The organism is Martinezella tropici, assembly GCF_003287875.1.
Taxonomy (GTDB): domain Bacteria; phylum Pseudomonadota; class Alphaproteobacteria; order Rhizobiales; family Rhizobiaceae; genus Rhizobium; species Rhizobium tropici_C.
The window spans coordinates 26,227-40,001 of the sequence record NZ_QMKK01000019.1 but is presented as its reverse complement, the minus strand read 5'-3'; the positions used below and the strand labels follow the sequence as shown (position 1 = coordinate 40,001).

General features: G+C 60.4%; 16 protein-coding genes. 8 read left to right on the top strand and 8 right to left on the bottom strand.

The window, feature by feature from the left end:
• Positions 1–140 precede the first annotated feature (140 nt).
• Both DQ393_RS02785 and DQ393_RS02780 read left to right on the top strand, forming a co-directional pair.
• Positions 141–326: a hypothetical protein gene (locus DQ393_RS02785; RefSeq protein WP_112340283.1), complete on the top strand. Its 186-nt coding sequence runs from the start codon at positions 141–143 to the stop codon at positions 324–326.
• A gap of 27 nt (positions 327–353) precedes the next feature.
• On the top strand, positions 354–710 hold the full coding sequence (locus DQ393_RS02780) for an MmcQ/YjbR family DNA-binding protein (protein WP_112340282.1): 357 nt from the start codon (positions 354–356) through the stop codon (positions 708–710).
• Positions 711–716: 6 nt separating this feature from the next.
• On the opposite strand, the gene DQ393_RS02775 is transcribed toward DQ393_RS02780, so the two are convergent.
• Entirely contained in the window at positions 717–1,337 is a 621-nt protein-coding gene (locus tag DQ393_RS02775; protein ID WP_112340281.1) for a glutathione S-transferase family protein, read from the bottom strand.
• Positions 1,338–1,491: 154 nt separating this feature from the next.
• Positions 1,492–1,848, bottom strand: coding sequence for a DUF4406 domain-containing protein (locus DQ393_RS02770; RefSeq protein WP_112340280.1), 357 nt, complete (start codon positions 1,846–1,848; stop codon positions 1,492–1,494).
• A gap of 126 nt (positions 1,849–1,974) precedes the next feature.
• Here DQ393_RS02770 and DQ393_RS02765 point away from each other — a divergent pair, with 126 nt between their 5' ends.
• Together DQ393_RS02765 and DQ393_RS02760 are read left to right on the top strand one after the other, a co-directional pair.
• Positions 1,975–2,730: a DeoR/GlpR family DNA-binding transcription regulator gene (locus tag DQ393_RS02765; RefSeq protein ID WP_112340356.1), complete on the top strand. Its 756-nt coding sequence runs from the start codon at positions 1,975–1,977 to the stop codon at positions 2,728–2,730.
• 139 nt (positions 2,731–2,869) lie between these two features.
• Positions 2,870–3,358 carry a DUF2127 domain-containing protein gene (locus DQ393_RS02760; protein ID WP_112340279.1) on the top strand — a complete coding sequence of 163 codons (489 nt, stop codon included), beginning with the start codon at positions 2,870–2,872 and terminating at the stop codon, positions 3,356–3,358.
• A 109-nt stretch (positions 3,359–3,467) separates the two neighbouring features.
• On the opposite strand, the gene DQ393_RS02755 is transcribed toward DQ393_RS02760, so the two are convergent.
• Complete coding sequence (locus tag DQ393_RS02755) at positions 3,468–4,475, bottom strand: asparaginase (protein WP_112340278.1); 1,008 nt, start codon at positions 4,473–4,475, stop codon at positions 3,468–3,470.
• A 99-nt stretch (positions 4,476–4,574) separates the two neighbouring features.
• The gene (locus tag DQ393_RS02750; protein ID WP_112340277.1) at positions 4,575–5,201 is read right to left on the bottom strand and encodes a helix-turn-helix transcriptional regulator; all 627 of its coding nucleotides are present in this window, start codon (positions 5,199–5,201) and stop codon (positions 4,575–4,577) included.
• A gap of 99 nt (positions 5,202–5,300) precedes the next feature.
• Here DQ393_RS02750 and DQ393_RS02745 point away from each other — a divergent pair, with 99 nt between their 5' ends.
• The gene (locus DQ393_RS02745; protein WP_112340276.1) at positions 5,301–6,725 is read left to right on the top strand and encodes an MFS transporter; all 1,425 of its coding nucleotides are present in this window, start codon (positions 5,301–5,303) and stop codon (positions 6,723–6,725) included.
• Here the strand turns inward: DQ393_RS02745 and DQ393_RS02740 are convergent.
• The 4 genes from DQ393_RS02740 to DQ393_RS02725 all read right to left on the bottom strand — a co-directional run bounded on the left by DQ393_RS02740 (position 6,706) and on the right by DQ393_RS02725 (position 10,825).
• Positions 6,706–7,704, bottom strand: a complete 999-nt coding sequence (locus DQ393_RS02740) for an NAD(P)H-quinone oxidoreductase (RefSeq protein ID WP_112340275.1) — start codon at positions 7,702–7,704, stop codon at positions 6,706–6,708. The genes DQ393_RS02745 and DQ393_RS02740 overlap by 20 nt on opposite strands.
• 79 nt (positions 7,705–7,783) lie before the next feature.
• Complete coding sequence (locus DQ393_RS02735; RefSeq protein WP_112340274.1) at positions 7,784–9,589, bottom strand: GGDEF domain-containing protein; 1,806 nt, start codon at positions 9,587–9,589, stop codon at positions 7,784–7,786.
• A gap of 210 nt (positions 9,590–9,799) precedes the next feature.
• The gene (locus DQ393_RS02730) at positions 9,800–10,051 is read right to left on the bottom strand and encodes a ribbon-helix-helix domain-containing protein (RefSeq protein ID WP_112340273.1); all 252 of its coding nucleotides are present in this window, start codon (positions 10,049–10,051) and stop codon (positions 9,800–9,802) included.
• Positions 10,052–10,276: 225 nt separating this feature from the next.
• The gene (locus DQ393_RS02725; protein WP_112340272.1) at positions 10,277–10,825 is read right to left on the bottom strand and encodes an HdeD family acid-resistance protein; all 549 of its coding nucleotides are present in this window, start codon (positions 10,823–10,825) and stop codon (positions 10,277–10,279) included.
• 154 nt (positions 10,826–10,979) lie between these two features.
• On the opposite strand from DQ393_RS02725, the gene betI reads away from it, so the two are divergent.
• The 3 genes from betI to betB are packed head-to-tail and all read left to right on the top strand — an operon-like array spanning position 10,980 to position 13,676.
• Positions 10,980–11,567 carry a transcriptional regulator BetI gene (gene betI / locus DQ393_RS02720; protein WP_112340271.1) on the top strand — a complete coding sequence of 196 codons (588 nt, stop codon included), beginning with the start codon at positions 10,980–10,982 and terminating at the stop codon, positions 11,565–11,567.
• Between the two features lie 4 nt (positions 11,568–11,571).
• The gene (locus tag DQ393_RS02715) at positions 11,572–12,213 is read left to right on the top strand and encodes a glutathione S-transferase family protein (protein ID WP_112340270.1); all 642 of its coding nucleotides are present in this window, start codon (positions 11,572–11,574) and stop codon (positions 12,211–12,213) included.
• On the top strand, positions 12,213–13,676 hold the full coding sequence (gene betB / locus DQ393_RS02710) for a betaine-aldehyde dehydrogenase (protein ID WP_112340269.1): 1,464 nt from the start codon (positions 12,213–12,215) through the stop codon (positions 13,674–13,676). Before DQ393_RS02715 ends, betB begins: the two co-directional genes overlap by 1 nt.
• Positions 13,677–13,775: the final 99 nt, after the last annotated feature.

The window sequence follows — 13,775 nt, the reverse complement described above, 5'->3', positions numbered from 1 at the left end:
TATATCAGCATCTCGGCATTCTCAATTGCGCAAAGCGGGAATACGCGCGATTATTGCAATATGAAATTGAAAAGTGCCGCTACCCCGCCGGCCGATGCTCCTTGGGTTGCATCGATGCGGGGATCCAAGGAGGCAATCACATGTCGATCTTGAAGCTTTTCTTCAATCATCTACAGGAAGAGGATCGCGAACAGGAAAACGATCCGCTGCAGCACCCAATGCTCGCGAGCATGTCGCTGGAAGAACTGGCCGACCTGCCGCTCATGCCGGAAAATCTCGGGCGGCCTATAGACAAACGGTGCGTTCAGCCGGAAGAATGCGCCTGACAGAGACCTGCTCTATATCCGTAAAACATGACATCGGTCATCGATATGGACGTCATCGCCCAACGATTGCAGCGGCTTATCGCGCAAGCCCGGCTGCCGGCGGTTGAACCCGGCCTGCATTACGGCCTACCGGCTTTCAAGGTCGGCGGCAAGGCATTCGTGACGGTGAAGAATAACGAGACCATCGTGCTGTCGCTGCCGCTCGACCGCAAGGAGCAGCTGATGGAAATGGCGCCGGAGATCTATTTCCAGACCGATCACTATGTCGGCTGGCCATCCCTGCCGCTGCGCATTGGTGCGATCGATGACGAGGAACTAGAGCTACGCTTGATCGAGGCGTGGCGATACCGCGCCCCGAAAAAACTTCTGGCAACGTTCGGCTGATCCACATCAGCCCTGTTCGACGGCAAGCGCCTTCTGAACGGCCGGGCGCTCGAGCATGCGCTGATAATGCGCGCTGACCTTGGGGAACTGTTTGATATCGACACCGTCTCCCGGCAGCCACTTCTCCATGGTGAAGAGATAGCCGTCTGCGACGGTATATTGCTCTCCCATTACCCAAGAGCCTTTCAGCATCTTGTCCTCGATCAAGGCGAAGCTTTCGGTCATGGTCTGCGGCACCTTGGCCTTCATTGCCTCGATGGCAGCGGGATCGTCGGTCCAGCGGTAGCCGCGTCCCTTGTGTGAATGGTTCACGTGAACGGTGGTCGCGATATAGCTGTTGAAGGATTGCATCTGCGCGAATTCGAAGGGATCGTCGAGCGGTGCCAGCTTGGCGGCCGGTGCGATCTGGGCGATATAGGCCATGATCGCGATATTCTCGGTGATGACGCCTCTGTCGGTCACCAGGGCCGGAACGCGACCTTTGGGATTGATGGCCAGATAGTCCGGCTGGCGCTGATCGCCATTGGCGAGGTTGAGGCGACGGTGCTCATATGCGAGACCAGATTCTTCCAGGGCGATGAGACTGGCGAGCGCGCAGCTTCCGGGCGCAAAATAGAATGTCAGCATGTTCCGTTCCTCGATTGAATTCCGCGAGGAAGCTAAAGCGAACCCGGCCGATACGGAAGTGGGTGATGCTGATGGGCGCCACAAAAGGTTTTGATCGATCGGCCATGCACGCCCATCCCCATGGGCTGGCTCAATGGGGATGGGCGGCTCGCGTTCAGGCGCAGCCGGGCACGTCTTCCAGCCTGTGCCAGACGGGAATGCCGCGCTCGCGGGCGATACGGACATCATTGTCGGCGCCCTTGGAGTCGCCGGGCAATCTCAGCACACCCTCGCAAAGCTGCAGCAGGCGGCCAGCTGTCGGGTGGAAGATCTCTTCATAGAGATCGTCCCCGACGCGCTTGCCGCCGGCGGCGTGCCAGACCGGCAGCGCAACCCACTCGCCGATCATGGGAAGATGGCCTGCCTTGAACAGAGCATAGGACGGCTCCTCTAGGCGCTTGAGGTTTTCTGCCATCTTTTTCGGATCATCGCCGGTGCCGGAGCGATACGGGCCTGCAATCAGGATCAACATGTCATGTCTCCATTCTGAACACCTGCTTCCTGCAGGAATTTGCACGAATATGCGCATATTTCCTTGAATGTCGAATCGATTCTGATAAATTCGTGATCATTCGTGATATATCGTGCAGAGATGGACATGCTGACCAGCCAACGCAAAGCCCTCATCCTCGACAGATTGCGCTGGGACGGCCAAGTGATCGCCAAGGTTCTGGCCGATGAACTCGATCTGTCCGAAGACACGATCCGCCGGGATCTGCGAGAGATGGCAGCGGAGAAGCTGCTGAAGCGCGTGCATGGCGGCGCACTGCCGCTGTCACCTGAGCTACCCGATTTCACCGCTCGGCAGACAGTCTCCTCCGATGCGAAGCGACGGCTCGGCACCTATGCGGCCAAGATGATCCAGCCGGGCCAGACGGTGTTTCTCGATGGCGGCACCACCAATGCCGAGATCGCTCGTCAGCTCCCGAAGGATCTTGCCGCCACCATCGTCACCCACAGCCCGACGATCGCTGGCGAACTGGAGCATCATCCCGCCGCCGAGGTGATCCTCATTGGCGGCAAGCTCTACAAGCATTCGATGGTGGCGACGGGTGCGGCCGCCATGGCGATGATCGCCTCCATAAGGGCTGACATCTTCTTTCTGGGGGTCACAGCTATCCATCCCGCCCGCGGCTTTTCGACCGGCGATTTCGAGGAGGCGGCTATCAAGCGGCATATCGCCCATTGCTCGGCCGAAACCTATGTACTGGCGACGGGCGAAAAGCTTGATGCGGCCTCCCCATACCAGATCCTGCCGATGAAGGATGTGTCAGGCCTCGTTGTGCCGTCCGATATTGCGGAAGAAAGCCTGGCACCCTATCGGGAGACCGAGCTTGCACTCTTGCTGGCCTGACGTCGGTTGCGAGTCCGCTTTACGCAATTTGCATTATCATCATCATACGGCCGAAGATTGATCCTATGCCGCTCACACATCGGCCTGCCTTGCCGTTGTTGCCGGTCAAGCCTGCATCACCATGCCCAAGAGATCGCCCGTGAACGAACGCCGCATTCATCAGCTCTTCGAAATCAGTGTTCTCCTGAAGGGCGCGCATGCCTTGATCGAATGCATCGGCGGCATCGTGCTTGCGCTCGTCAGCACCGAGTCCATCCTTCGCCTGGCAAACAGGATCACGCAGCCCGAGCTGCTCAACGATCCCAAGGACTTTATCGCGACACACTTGCTCGCGTGGGCGCAGGATTTCTCGGTCGGCACAAAGGACTTCTATGCCTATTATCTGCTCAGCCACGGGCTGGTGAAGGTGCTGCTCGTCATCGGGCTGCTCAAGGGCAAGATGTGGGCCTATCCGGCTTCACTGGTCGCCCTGGGGCTTTTCATCGTCTACCAGCTCTACCGCTTCACCGAAACGCACGGGATCGGGCTTGTCATTCTCACCGTCTTCGACCTGGTGGTGATGATCCTGATCTGGAAGGAATACAGGATCGTCCGGCAGCATGCGCCCGCCCGGCAGACGATCGGCTGAACCGAAGAACGGAGGCTAGAGCAATTCCAGGAAAAGTGCGCAGCGGTTTTCCGTCCGGAATTGCGTGAAAACAAAGAGATAGAGCGGTTCGGGGATTCCGTGAACCGCTCTAGGCAGTCAATGCAGCTGCCGGCATGATATTGCCGACATGGATGCCGTTCCAGTTCCTGAAAGACCTGTCGGCCATCGCCATGAGGCCGGCATGTACTGCGTCGTCTTTCTCGAAGAAACGGGCCAGCACCGCCGCGACCATGACCTCCGCGGCACGAGTCGTGCCATCGTCGCATTTGAGCGCGATGGCAATACCCTGCTCGGGGATCGCGGCACAAAACACGCCTTCGGCGCCGGTCTTGGCGAAAATACGGCCGGGAGCGATCTGCATGAGTTTGGTGCAGGCGCGATCGGTGCCGGCGACGTAAAACGGTTCGGCCATGCAGGCCTCCAACAGCCGGCGGGACGCCTTGGCGCGCAGCGGCTCCAGGCCGGCGCCCGTCGCCATCCTGGCAAAGCCATGTGCCAGTCCCTTTAGCGGCACCGCATAGGTCGGGATCGAGCAGCCGTCCGTGCCGCAATTGTCATGGGCAAGAACGGTGCCGGTCAGGCTCCGCATGGTGTCGCGGATCTGCTGCTGCAGCGGGTGATCGTAGCCGACATAGCCCCTGGGATCGATATCCTGATGGCAGCAGGCGCAGACGAAGCCGGCGTGTTTGCCGGAGCAATTGTTATGCAGCGCCGTCGGCTTGTCGATGGTGCGGGCCTGATGGATGAGGGTCTTCTGGTCGAAGGACCAATGGGCGCCGCATTCGAGCGTGCCGACATCGCGACCGGCTCGCGCCAGCATCGAGGCGGCGAGCGCCACATGCTCGTCCTCGCCATTGTGGGATGAGCAGGCGAGTGCCAATTCCTTGTCACCAAAGCCATAGGCATCCGCGGCACCGCTTTCGACCAACGGAAGCGCCTGCATCGCCTTGCAGGCAGAACGCGGAAAGACGCCGCTTTCGATATCGCCGAGCGAGAAGACCAGCTTTCCATCGCCATCGACGACAACGACCGAGCCACGGTGATGGCTTTCGACCTGGTTGCCACGGGTGACATCGACGCAGACGGGATTGGACATGATGGAAGCTGCCTTTAATTTGCCAGACGGGCAGTGATAGCCGCTGCACCATTGATTGCCAATCGCCGATGCCGGCGGCCAGCATCAAAAAGCGATCTCTCAGGCCGCGTCGCGGATCCTGTAGGCGCAACGCCGGGCGCCGAGCAGAATATGCTCCTCCCGTTCGACATCAGCGCCGAGCACCATGCGAAAAGTCTCCAGCTCGGATCGGCAGAAGCCGGCACAGGCAGATGCGGCCGCGCAGATGGGGCAATGGTTCTCCACCAGCACCAGCGAACCGTCCTCGTCCTGCCAGTGATCGGCCATATAGCCTTCCCGCGTGCGGATAGCTACGAGGCTTGCGACGCGCGACGGCAGATTGGCCGCCATATCGATCTCGCTGCGGTAGCGCCGAAGCGTTTCCGTTTCGCGGGCGGAGATGACGGTGTCGACGGCGCCCTGTCCCAACTGGCTGGCCATGGTCGCAAGCAACGTGGCGGTCAGATCCGCGTGGCCATCGGGAAATCGCTTGTTGCCGTCAGCCGTCAGATGCCAGAGCTGGCGCGGTCTGCCCCTGCCGGCTGCCGCCTCCGCCACCGGCTCGACCAGTCCCTCCTCCGCCATCTTCGTTAGCTGCTGACGGGCCGCCTCCGACGATATGCCGAGCGCATCGCCGATGGCGGCTGCCAGCTGCGGCCCGTCGGTTTTCAACAGGATCAGAATTCGATTGGCGGGTGACTGACGCATTTTTCCAAGTTTTCTCTTGTTTTAATCTGGCGAGGATGTAATTTCCAAATTATAACTTGGAAAATAATCAACCGCTAGGGAAATACCGAGGATCGCCCGGTGTCCAGCATCGAAACCACTGTTCCCCTCAAATCAGCCTCCATCTTCACGCTGTTCTCGCCAAGACTTCTGCCTGCGACACTGATGCTGGGCGGGGGCGTCACGCTTTATGCCGTTGAATCCTACATCACCGCCACGATCGCCCCCTCGATCGTGCGCGACATCGGCGGCCTCGAATTATTCTCATGGATGACGACGCTTTTCGTCGCCGCAGGCGTGCTTGGCTCCATCACGGTTGCGACCAGGCCGAAGGGAATAGGCTTGCGCGCCGTCTATGTTGCAGCGGCACTCGCCTTTGGCGTCGGCAGCCTCGCTTGCGCTATCGCGCCCACCATGCCCGTGCTGCTGATCGGGCGCGCCGTTCAGGGCTACGGCTCCGGCATGTTGTCCGGACTTGCCTATGCTTTCATCCGCTTCATCTATCCGGAACCCCTGTGGCGCAGGGCCTCGACGCTCTACGCCGCCATCTGGGGCGTAGCGACGGTACTTGGACCGACGCTCGGCGGCCTCTTCGCCGCGGGGAGCGCCTGGCGGGAGGCCTTTCTCATCCTCGTGCCGGTGGCTGTCCTCATGGCGCTCTCGGGGCGCTGGCTGCTGCCCGATGTCGCGGACGATCGGATCGACACCAGAACGCCGCTGATCCAGATCATACTTCTGCTTGCCGCAGTTTTATTCGTCAGCATTGCCGGCACGATCGAACATGGATCCTACAAGGCCACGCTGATTGCGGTTTCGGTCGCTCTTGTTGCAACGATGGTGCTGATCGAGCGCAAGAGCGAGGTGCGCCTCCTGCCCTATGGGGCAGTCATGCTCAGCAACCCCATCGCGCGGCTCTATCTGACGATATTCACGATGATGCTGGTGCTGACGAGCGACATCTATATCCCCTACTTCCTGCAGACGCTCCATGGCGTAACGCCGCTGGTCTCGGGCTATCTCGTGGCGCTGGTAGCGCTCGGCTGGACCATTGCGGCCTTCTTCAGCAACTCCTTCTCGGGGAGGCCAGCGGCGGTCGCCATCATTGCCGGCTGCCTTCTGGAAACCGCAGCCACGGCATCGCTGATCCCATTCCTGGCGACCACAATGCCTTTCTCCGAACTCACGGAATTCACGCCGGCCGTGATCGCCATGTTCCTGATGGGCTTCGGCGTCGGCTTGGGATGGGCGCATCTCGTGACCAGAATCATCGGCATCGCTCGCAGGACCGAACAGGACAAGGCCTCGGCGGCGATCTCGATGACGCAGTCGCTGGGCGGCGCATTCGGTGCCGCGCTCGCGGGCGTCATTGTCAATGGCGCAGGCCTGACCCATCCGGGTGGCATTGCCGGCGGCCTCTCTGCCGCAACATGGCTCTATACGCTGATGGCCATACCTGGCCTCGTCGCCATCGCCCTGTCGCTGACGATCAAGCCAGCTTCAGCATGATCTTGCCGATGTGGTCGCTGCTTTCCATCAAGCGATGCGCCTCGACCACGTCGTCGAAAGAGAAGGTCCGATAAATGACCGGGGCGACGGTGCCTTCGTCCAGCAGCGGCCAGACCTGGGAGAGAAGGTCGTCGCGGATGGCACGCTTTTCCTCGGCCGTGCGCGGACGCATGGTCGAACCGGTCACGGTCAACCGCTTGACCATGATCGGCGCAAGGTTGGCCTTCTCCGCCACCGCACCGCCAAGGAAGGCAATAATGGAAAGGCAGCCGTCACGGGCAAGCGAAGCGAGGTTCTTTTCCAGATAGGCGGCGCCGATCATGTCGAGGATGATATCGACGCCATGTTCCGTCTCGGCCCTGATGACCTCGGCGAAATCCTCTTCTCTATAATTGATCGCCAGCTTGGCGCCGAGCTTCTCGCAGGCCTCGCATTTTTCCTTAGAACCGGCCGTGGTGTAGACCGTCGCGCCGAAGGCGCGGGCAAGCTGGATTGCCGTCGTGCCGATGCCGCTGGAGCCACCATGGATCAGCACGCTTTCACCTTCCGTCAGGCCGGCCATCTGGAAGAGATTGGCCCAGACCGTGAAGAACGTCTCAGGCAAAGCCGCTGCACGCACGGCGTCATAGCCATTCGGGAAACGAAGCGCCTGGCCGGCGGGCAGGACGCAATATTCGGCATAGCCGCCGCCATTGGCGAGGCCGCAGACCTTGTTGCCGATGGCAAACTCCGTCACGCCCGGCGCGACGTCGACCACTTCGCCTGATATTTCGAGACCCAGGATGGGGCTTGCATCCTTCGGCGGCGGATAAATGCCCTGCCGTTGCGCCACATCCGGGCGGTTTACACCGGCAGCCTCGACACGGACGAGGATCTCGCCCGGTTTCAGGACCGGCAAAGGCCGGCGGCCGATGGTCATGACCTCCGGTCCGCCAAAGGATGGCAAATCCACGAAACGCATTTCAGATGGCAAGGGCATGGCGCTATCTCCTCTCCCAGCAAAGCAGTGGAGATAGTTTAGCGCAGAGCGCTTGAAAAGGAGCTGTCATGGGAGGGCGTCAATTCGTCTCGGCCAGACCGAGAAATGCGATGCCGATATCGCTTTCCTTTGCCTTCGTCTTGATGCCGGCAATGGAGGTGCTGACGCGGTTGATATTGTCGATCACCAGTCCCTCGGGCAATTGCAGGATACCGATGGAGCAACGCATCAGCGGGAATTCCGCCTTGGCGCCGCTGCGGTCATGCCCGCGAATGCGGCCGGCCGCCCGATCCTCGGCCGAGTAAAGATCGAGGACGTCGGCATGAAAATCGACAAGAAGCCGATCCAGAACCTCGCGCAGCTCCTGCATGCTCCAGCCGGTGACGCCGATGAAGAAATCGTCGCCGCCGACATGACCGAGGAAATGGCGCTCGGCAAAGAAATAGCGGCGCATCAGTGCCGCGAACAAGGAAATGGCATGGTCGCCGAGATGGAAGCCGTAGGCATCGTTGAACGGCTTGAAATTGTCGAAGTCGCAATAGCAGAAATGCCTGATCTCATCGCCATCGCGGCCGGCGCTCTGCATGAAATCGTGGATCGCCCGGTTACCCGGCAGGCCGGTCAGCGGGTTCTGATCCTGAGCGATCTTCAGCTGCTTCTCGTTGATGACCTTGATGAGCGAGGCGGCCGAGACGATACCGGCATAATGCGTGCCTTCGGTGACGATCAGGCAATCGCTGCTTTCCATGTTGGCGAAGATCGCCATCAGCGTATCGGCATCGGAATCGAGGCCGACGATCGGCGCCATTTCGACGAAATGCGAGATCGAACGCTCATAGACCTTGTTCTTCAAGAGATCGCGGCCGAAGGGCTGATAGATATATTCCTTCAGCTGATATTCATGGATGATGCCGCGCGGCTCGTCATTGGCATTCACGACCGGAAAATAGGCCCGGCGCGGATTGCGGCGAAAAAGCTCGAAGACGCTGTCGATGCTGTCGCTCTCGCGGATGGTCGGCAGCACTTCGATCTGCTTGCGGATGAGGATTTCATCGAGCGACTGACTGTTGCGGGCGACCTTACCGAGCTCCTGCAGATGCGGAAAGCTTGGCTTGAGCTCGTTGACGAGCACTGTCGGGCGGGCAATGAACCAGCCCTGGACGAGATCGACACCGAATTCGCGGCAGGTCAGGAATTCCGCCTCGGTCTCGATACCCTCGGCGATAACGCGCGTGCCGAGCACATGGGCGATATTGACGAGATGCCGGAGAATATGGCGCTTGCGGGCGCTACGGTCGATTCCGACAATGAAGTGCCGGTCGATCTTCAGATAGTCGATCGGGTAATCGGATAGGAGCTTCATTTCGCCGTGGCCGACACCGAAATCGTCGATCGCCAGCTTGAAGCCGGCATTTCGCATCCGGGCGACCAGATCGCGAAACCCGGGTACGATGGTGTTGTCGAAGCGCTCGGAGAATTCGAAGCAGACGGACGAAGGCGCGATCCCGGCCTTCCGCATGTGCTGCAGCAGGCCATCCATCAATGCTGCACCTTGCGGGATCAACCGGACATCCAGATTGAGAAAAAGGGTAGCGGCAGCGATATTGGGCAAAGTGGCGAACTTCGCCAGCGCCCGGCTGGTGACCATCTGCTCCAAACCGAGAAGCTGGCCAGTGCGCTCGGCCTCGTCGAGGATATCGACCGGGCTCGCAAAACCGATGCGTTCCTGTCCGCGCATGAGGGACTCGTAACCGAAAACGGCGCCGGTGCCCGCCTCGACGATCGGCTGAAATGCATTCTCGATAACGAGCTTGGCGAGAGTGACAATCTGGTCGCTGGCATATCGGCGCAATACGCCCGGCTCGACCGCGGCAGTCAGTGACATGCCCATCTCCACTTGCGGATTCTGTTCTAATTTATTTAAGTAAAACTTTGGATTTACCGCGTTTTCGCCCCAAGATGCGCCATAAGCGTCAACGAAACCTTTCCCGCATGTGAAAGTTTCATGAATGGTAAAGCAATGTTAACCATTCGTCAGGACGGGAGGCAGACGGTGCGCCGGCACGCGCCGCTGCTATCGCCAGCAGCTTGTGAACTAATTGTGCGTGTGCCGTTCCGCGTCGTAATCGGCAAACATATCGGCGACGCAACGGCTGCCTTTTGCCGTGTCTCCGCCATCGTTGGCCGCATGCGGCACGTCGCAAATGTCATCGCGTTTGCGGGCTGCATCCCACATGCGCAAAGCTTCCCGCACGACTTCACTGCTTGAGGCATAGGTGCCGGTATCGACCGCTGCACGGATGCCGGCAGCCTGAAGCGGGGAGATGGAAACCGTTACCATTGGCATGATATTCCTCCCTTGACGTTGTTATGCGGAAACTTGGCTGAAAGCATGTTCCGCGGCCTCGACAGTGCCTTCAGGGCATGTCCCGGACATGCGTGTTTCCAAATGAAGGTACCGCCGTCACAATAACTCAACGCCGCTCCGCCTTATTAGCGGAGGGACAAAGAGTAGCGCCGCTCACGCTCCTTGTCAAAAAGTAGCAGTTCGTTACCCCTTTTGGAAGATCGCCTACCGCCTGAGCACAAGACCGAAGGCCACCAGCGTCCAGCCTTGGAAGATCAGATCGAGGGCCAGGAAAAGGCCGAGGATCCAGAGGCTGTTGACCGGCCAGCCGACCGCGATGGCGATGCCGGCGGCGGCGGTCGCAAGGCCGCTGATGACGATCCAGACCCAGCCGCGCTCCGGCTTCAGCTTGCGGCCGACCCAGACACGAAACGTTCCGGCAATGAGCAGCGCGATGGCGAGGAACAGCGTCAAAGCTTCCGAGGCCAACAGCGGATTGGCGAAAGCAAGCACGCCGGCAATCGTATAGAGCAGGCCGCTGAGAACCCAGAACAGGATGTGCTCCCAGCCCCGCACCTGAAAGGCATGGGCCAGATGCACAATGCCGCCGATCAGCATCAGCATGCCGACATAATAGACCGAGGCGACGGTGGCCAGGAACAGATTGCCGAGCGCGATGCCGCCACAGATCAGAAGCAATATGCCGAGCCCGACAAACCAGCCCCATTTGTTACGCATTGCGGATGACGGGACTTCATCAAGAATATCGACCATGACTGCACCTCCTCCTAAGAGGAAGTATGGCACAGAAATGCTTGGCGGAAAGAGGTTGCGGATTTTTTGCCATGGAACGCTTTTCGTGTAATTTTTTTATTGATTGATCAGTCAATCAAAAATACACTCTAGTTCCCAGACTGGAGTTTGACGCATGCCGAAAGTCGGAATGGAACCCGTGCGCCGCAAGGCGCTGGTGGATGCCGCGATGCGCGTGATCGGCGATCACGGCTCGCTGACCGTCACCATGTCCGAAATCGCCAAGCAGGCCGGCGTTTCTCCTGCCCTTGCGCATCACTATTTCGGCAGCAAGGAACAGCTGCTGATCGAGACCGTCCGCGTGCATCTACAGCGGCTGCGCGACGGCGTCGTGACGGCGCTGCAAGCCGCGAAAACGCCGCGCGAAAAGCTCTCGGCCGTCATCCGCGTCAGCTTCCAGGCCGACCAGTTCGCGCCGGAAACGATCGCTGCATGGCTCGCCTTCTATGCCGAGGCGCAGCGCTCGGAAGAGACGCGGCGCTTTCTCGTCATCTACGCACGCCGCCTGCATTCGAATCTGGTCGCCAATCTCAAGGCTCTGTGCCCGGCCGGCGACGCTGGGCGGATCGCCGAGGGCGCGGCTGCCATGATCGACGGGCTCTATATCCGCCAAGGCCTTCGCTCCGCGCCGATCAGCACCGAGGCCTCGATCGCGCTGACGGAAGATTACCTGACGACCCATCTCAACGCGTTGAAAGGCTGAAGCCATGCTGACCGTTTGGGGCCGCAAATCGTCATCGAATGTGCAGGCGCTGATGTGGTGCATCGGCGAACTCGGTCTTGCCTATGAGCGCATCGATGCGGGCTTCACCTATGGCGTCAACGACACTCCTGAATTCCTGGCGATGAACCCGAACGGCACCGTTCCGGTGCTGCGCGACGGCGACGACGAGCCGCTCTGGGAAACCGGCGCCATCCTGCGCTATCTCGCCACGCAATATGGCGAGGATGCCTTTTGGCCGAAGAATGCGCGCCATCGCGCCCAGATCGACAAATGGGCCGAATGGGCCAAGATCAACATCGCCTTGAATTTCACCGGCCCGGTATTCTGGCGTGCGGTGCGGACTGCCCCTGCCCTGCGCGATGAGAAGGTGATCGCTACGGCTATAACTGCCCTCGGTGCGAAGCTTGACATCGCCGAGTCGCAGTTCGGACGGCATCGCTTCCTAGCCGGCGATAATCTGACGCTGGCCGACATACAGTTCGGCCATGCGCTCCATCGCTATTTCGACATAGACATCCAGCGCCCCGCCCATCCACGGCTGCAGCGCTATTACGAAAACCTCACCGAGCGGCCTGCTTTTCAAGAGCATGTCATGGTGTCCTACGAAGAATTGAGGGTTCTATAATGCGCGCACAACCGAAAGCCTCGCATTTCATCGACGGGGAATATGTCGAGGACACCGACGGCACTCTTATCGAAAGCATCTATCCGGCGACCGGCGAGGTGATCGCCCGTTTGCACGCGGCAACGCCTGCCATCGTCGAAAAGGCGATCGCCAGTGCCAAGCGTGCGCAGCCGGAATGGGCGGCCATGAGCCCAACGGCGCGCGGCCGCATCCTGAAGCGAGCGGCCGAGATCATGCGCGAACGTAACCGCGAGCTTTCGGAACTGGAAACGCTGGATACAGGCAAGCCGATCCAGGAAACCATCGTGGCCGACCCGACCTCCGGGGCCGACAGCTTCGAATTCTTCGGCGGCATCGCGGCGGCCGGTCTCAACGGCTCCTACATCCCGCTCGGCGGTGATTTCGCCTATACCAAGCGCGTGCCGCTCGGCGTCTGCGTCGGCATCGGCGCATGGAACTATCCGCAGCAGATCGCCTGCTGGAAGGGTGCACCGGCCCTCGTCGCCGGCAACGCCATGGTGTTTAAGCCTTCGGAAAACACGCCGCTCGGCGCGCTGAAGATCGCCGAAATCCTTATTGAGGCAGGCCTGCCGAAGGGTCTCTACAACATCATCCAGGGCGACCGCGAAACCGGGCCGCTGCTGATCAACCATCCGGATGTGGCGAAGGTATCGCTGACCGGCTCGGTGCCGACCGGCCGCAAGGTGGCGGCTTCGGCGGCCGGCACCCTCAAGCATGTCACCATGGAACTCGGTGGCAAGTCGCCGCTGATCGTCTTCGACGACGCCGATATCGATAGCGCGGTCGGCGGGGCCATGCTCGGCAATTTCTATTCGACCGGCCAGGTCTGCTCGAACGGCACGCGCGTCTTCGTCAACAGCAAGATCAAGCCCGAATTCCTGAAGCGCCTGAAGGCCCGCACAGACGCCATGCTCATCGGCGACCCGATGGACGAGGCAACGCAGATCGGCCCGATGGTCTCCTGGGCGCAGCGTGAGAAGGTGCTTTCCTACATCGAAAAGGGCAAGGCTGAGGGCGCAACGCTCGTAACTGGCGGCGGCATCCCGAACAATGTCTCCGGCGAAGGCTACTATATCCAGCCGACCGTGTTTGCCGACGTCACCGACGAGATGACGATCGCCCGCGAGGAGATTTTCGGGCCGGTCATGTGCGTTCTCGATTTCGATGACGAGGCCGAGGTGATCGCCCGCGCCAATGCCACCGAATTCGGCCTTTCCGGTGGCGTCTTCACCGCCGACCTCACCCGCGCTCACCGCGTGGTCGACCAGCTCGAAGCCGGTACGCTCTGGATCAACACCTACAATCTCTGCCCGGTCGAAATCCCCTTCGGCGGCTCCAAGCAATCCGGTTTCGGTCGCGAGAACTCGCTGGCGGCGCTGGAGCACTATTCAGAACTGAAGACCGTTTATGTCGGCATGGGGCCGGTACAGGCGCCTTATTGATCCACCTCCCCCTTGAGGGGGGAGGCCGCTGCGTAGCGGCGGGTGGGGGTGACCAGCCGCAGCGCGCGTAACAGCAATCACCCCACCCCGGCCCGCGGC

Bases quoted from the DNA above. Each gene is read 5' to 3' on its own strand.
- DQ393_RS02785 (WP_112340283.1), top strand. From the start codon at position 141: ATGTCGATCTTGAAGCTTTTCTTCAATCATCTACAGGAAGAGGATCGC.
- DQ393_RS02780 (WP_112340282.1), top strand. From the start codon at position 354: ATGACATCGGTCATCGATATGGACGTCATCGCCCAACGATTGCAGCGG.
- DQ393_RS02775 (WP_112340281.1), bottom strand. From the start codon at position 1,337: ATGCTGACATTCTATTTTGCGCCCGGAAGCTGCGCGCTCGCCAGTCTC.
- DQ393_RS02770 (WP_112340280.1), bottom strand. From the start codon at position 1,848: ATGTTGATCCTGATTGCAGGCCCGTATCGCTCCGGCACCGGCGATGAT.
- DQ393_RS02765 (WP_112340356.1), top strand. From the start codon at position 1,975: ATGCTGACCAGCCAACGCAAAGCCCTCATCCTCGACAGATTGCGCTGG.
- DQ393_RS02755 (WP_112340278.1), bottom strand. From the start codon at position 4,475: ATGTCCAATCCCGTCTGCGTCGATGTCACCCGTGGCAACCAGGTCGAA.
- DQ393_RS02750 (WP_112340277.1), bottom strand. From the start codon at position 5,201: ATGCGTCAGTCACCCGCCAATCGAATTCTGATCCTGTTGAAAACCGAC.
- DQ393_RS02740 (WP_112340275.1), bottom strand. From the start codon at position 7,704: ATGCCCTTGCCATCTGAAATGCGTTTCGTGGATTTGCCATCCTTTGGC.
- DQ393_RS02735 (WP_112340274.1), bottom strand. From the start codon at position 9,589: ATGTCACTGACTGCCGCGGTCGAGCCGGGCGTATTGCGCCGATATGCC.
- DQ393_RS02730 (WP_112340273.1), bottom strand. From the start codon at position 10,051: ATGCCAATGGTAACGGTTTCCATCTCCCCGCTTCAGGCTGCCGGCATC.
- DQ393_RS02725 (WP_112340272.1), bottom strand. From the start codon at position 10,825: ATGGTCGATATTCTTGATGAAGTCCCGTCATCCGCAATGCGTAACAAA.
- betI (WP_112340271.1), top strand. From the start codon at position 10,980: ATGCCGAAAGTCGGAATGGAACCCGTGCGCCGCAAGGCGCTGGTGGAT.
- DQ393_RS02715 (WP_112340270.1), top strand. From the start codon at position 11,572: ATGCTGACCGTTTGGGGCCGCAAATCGTCATCGAATGTGCAGGCGCTG.
- betB (WP_112340269.1), top strand. From the start codon at position 12,213: ATGCGCGCACAACCGAAAGCCTCGCATTTCATCGACGGGGAATATGTC.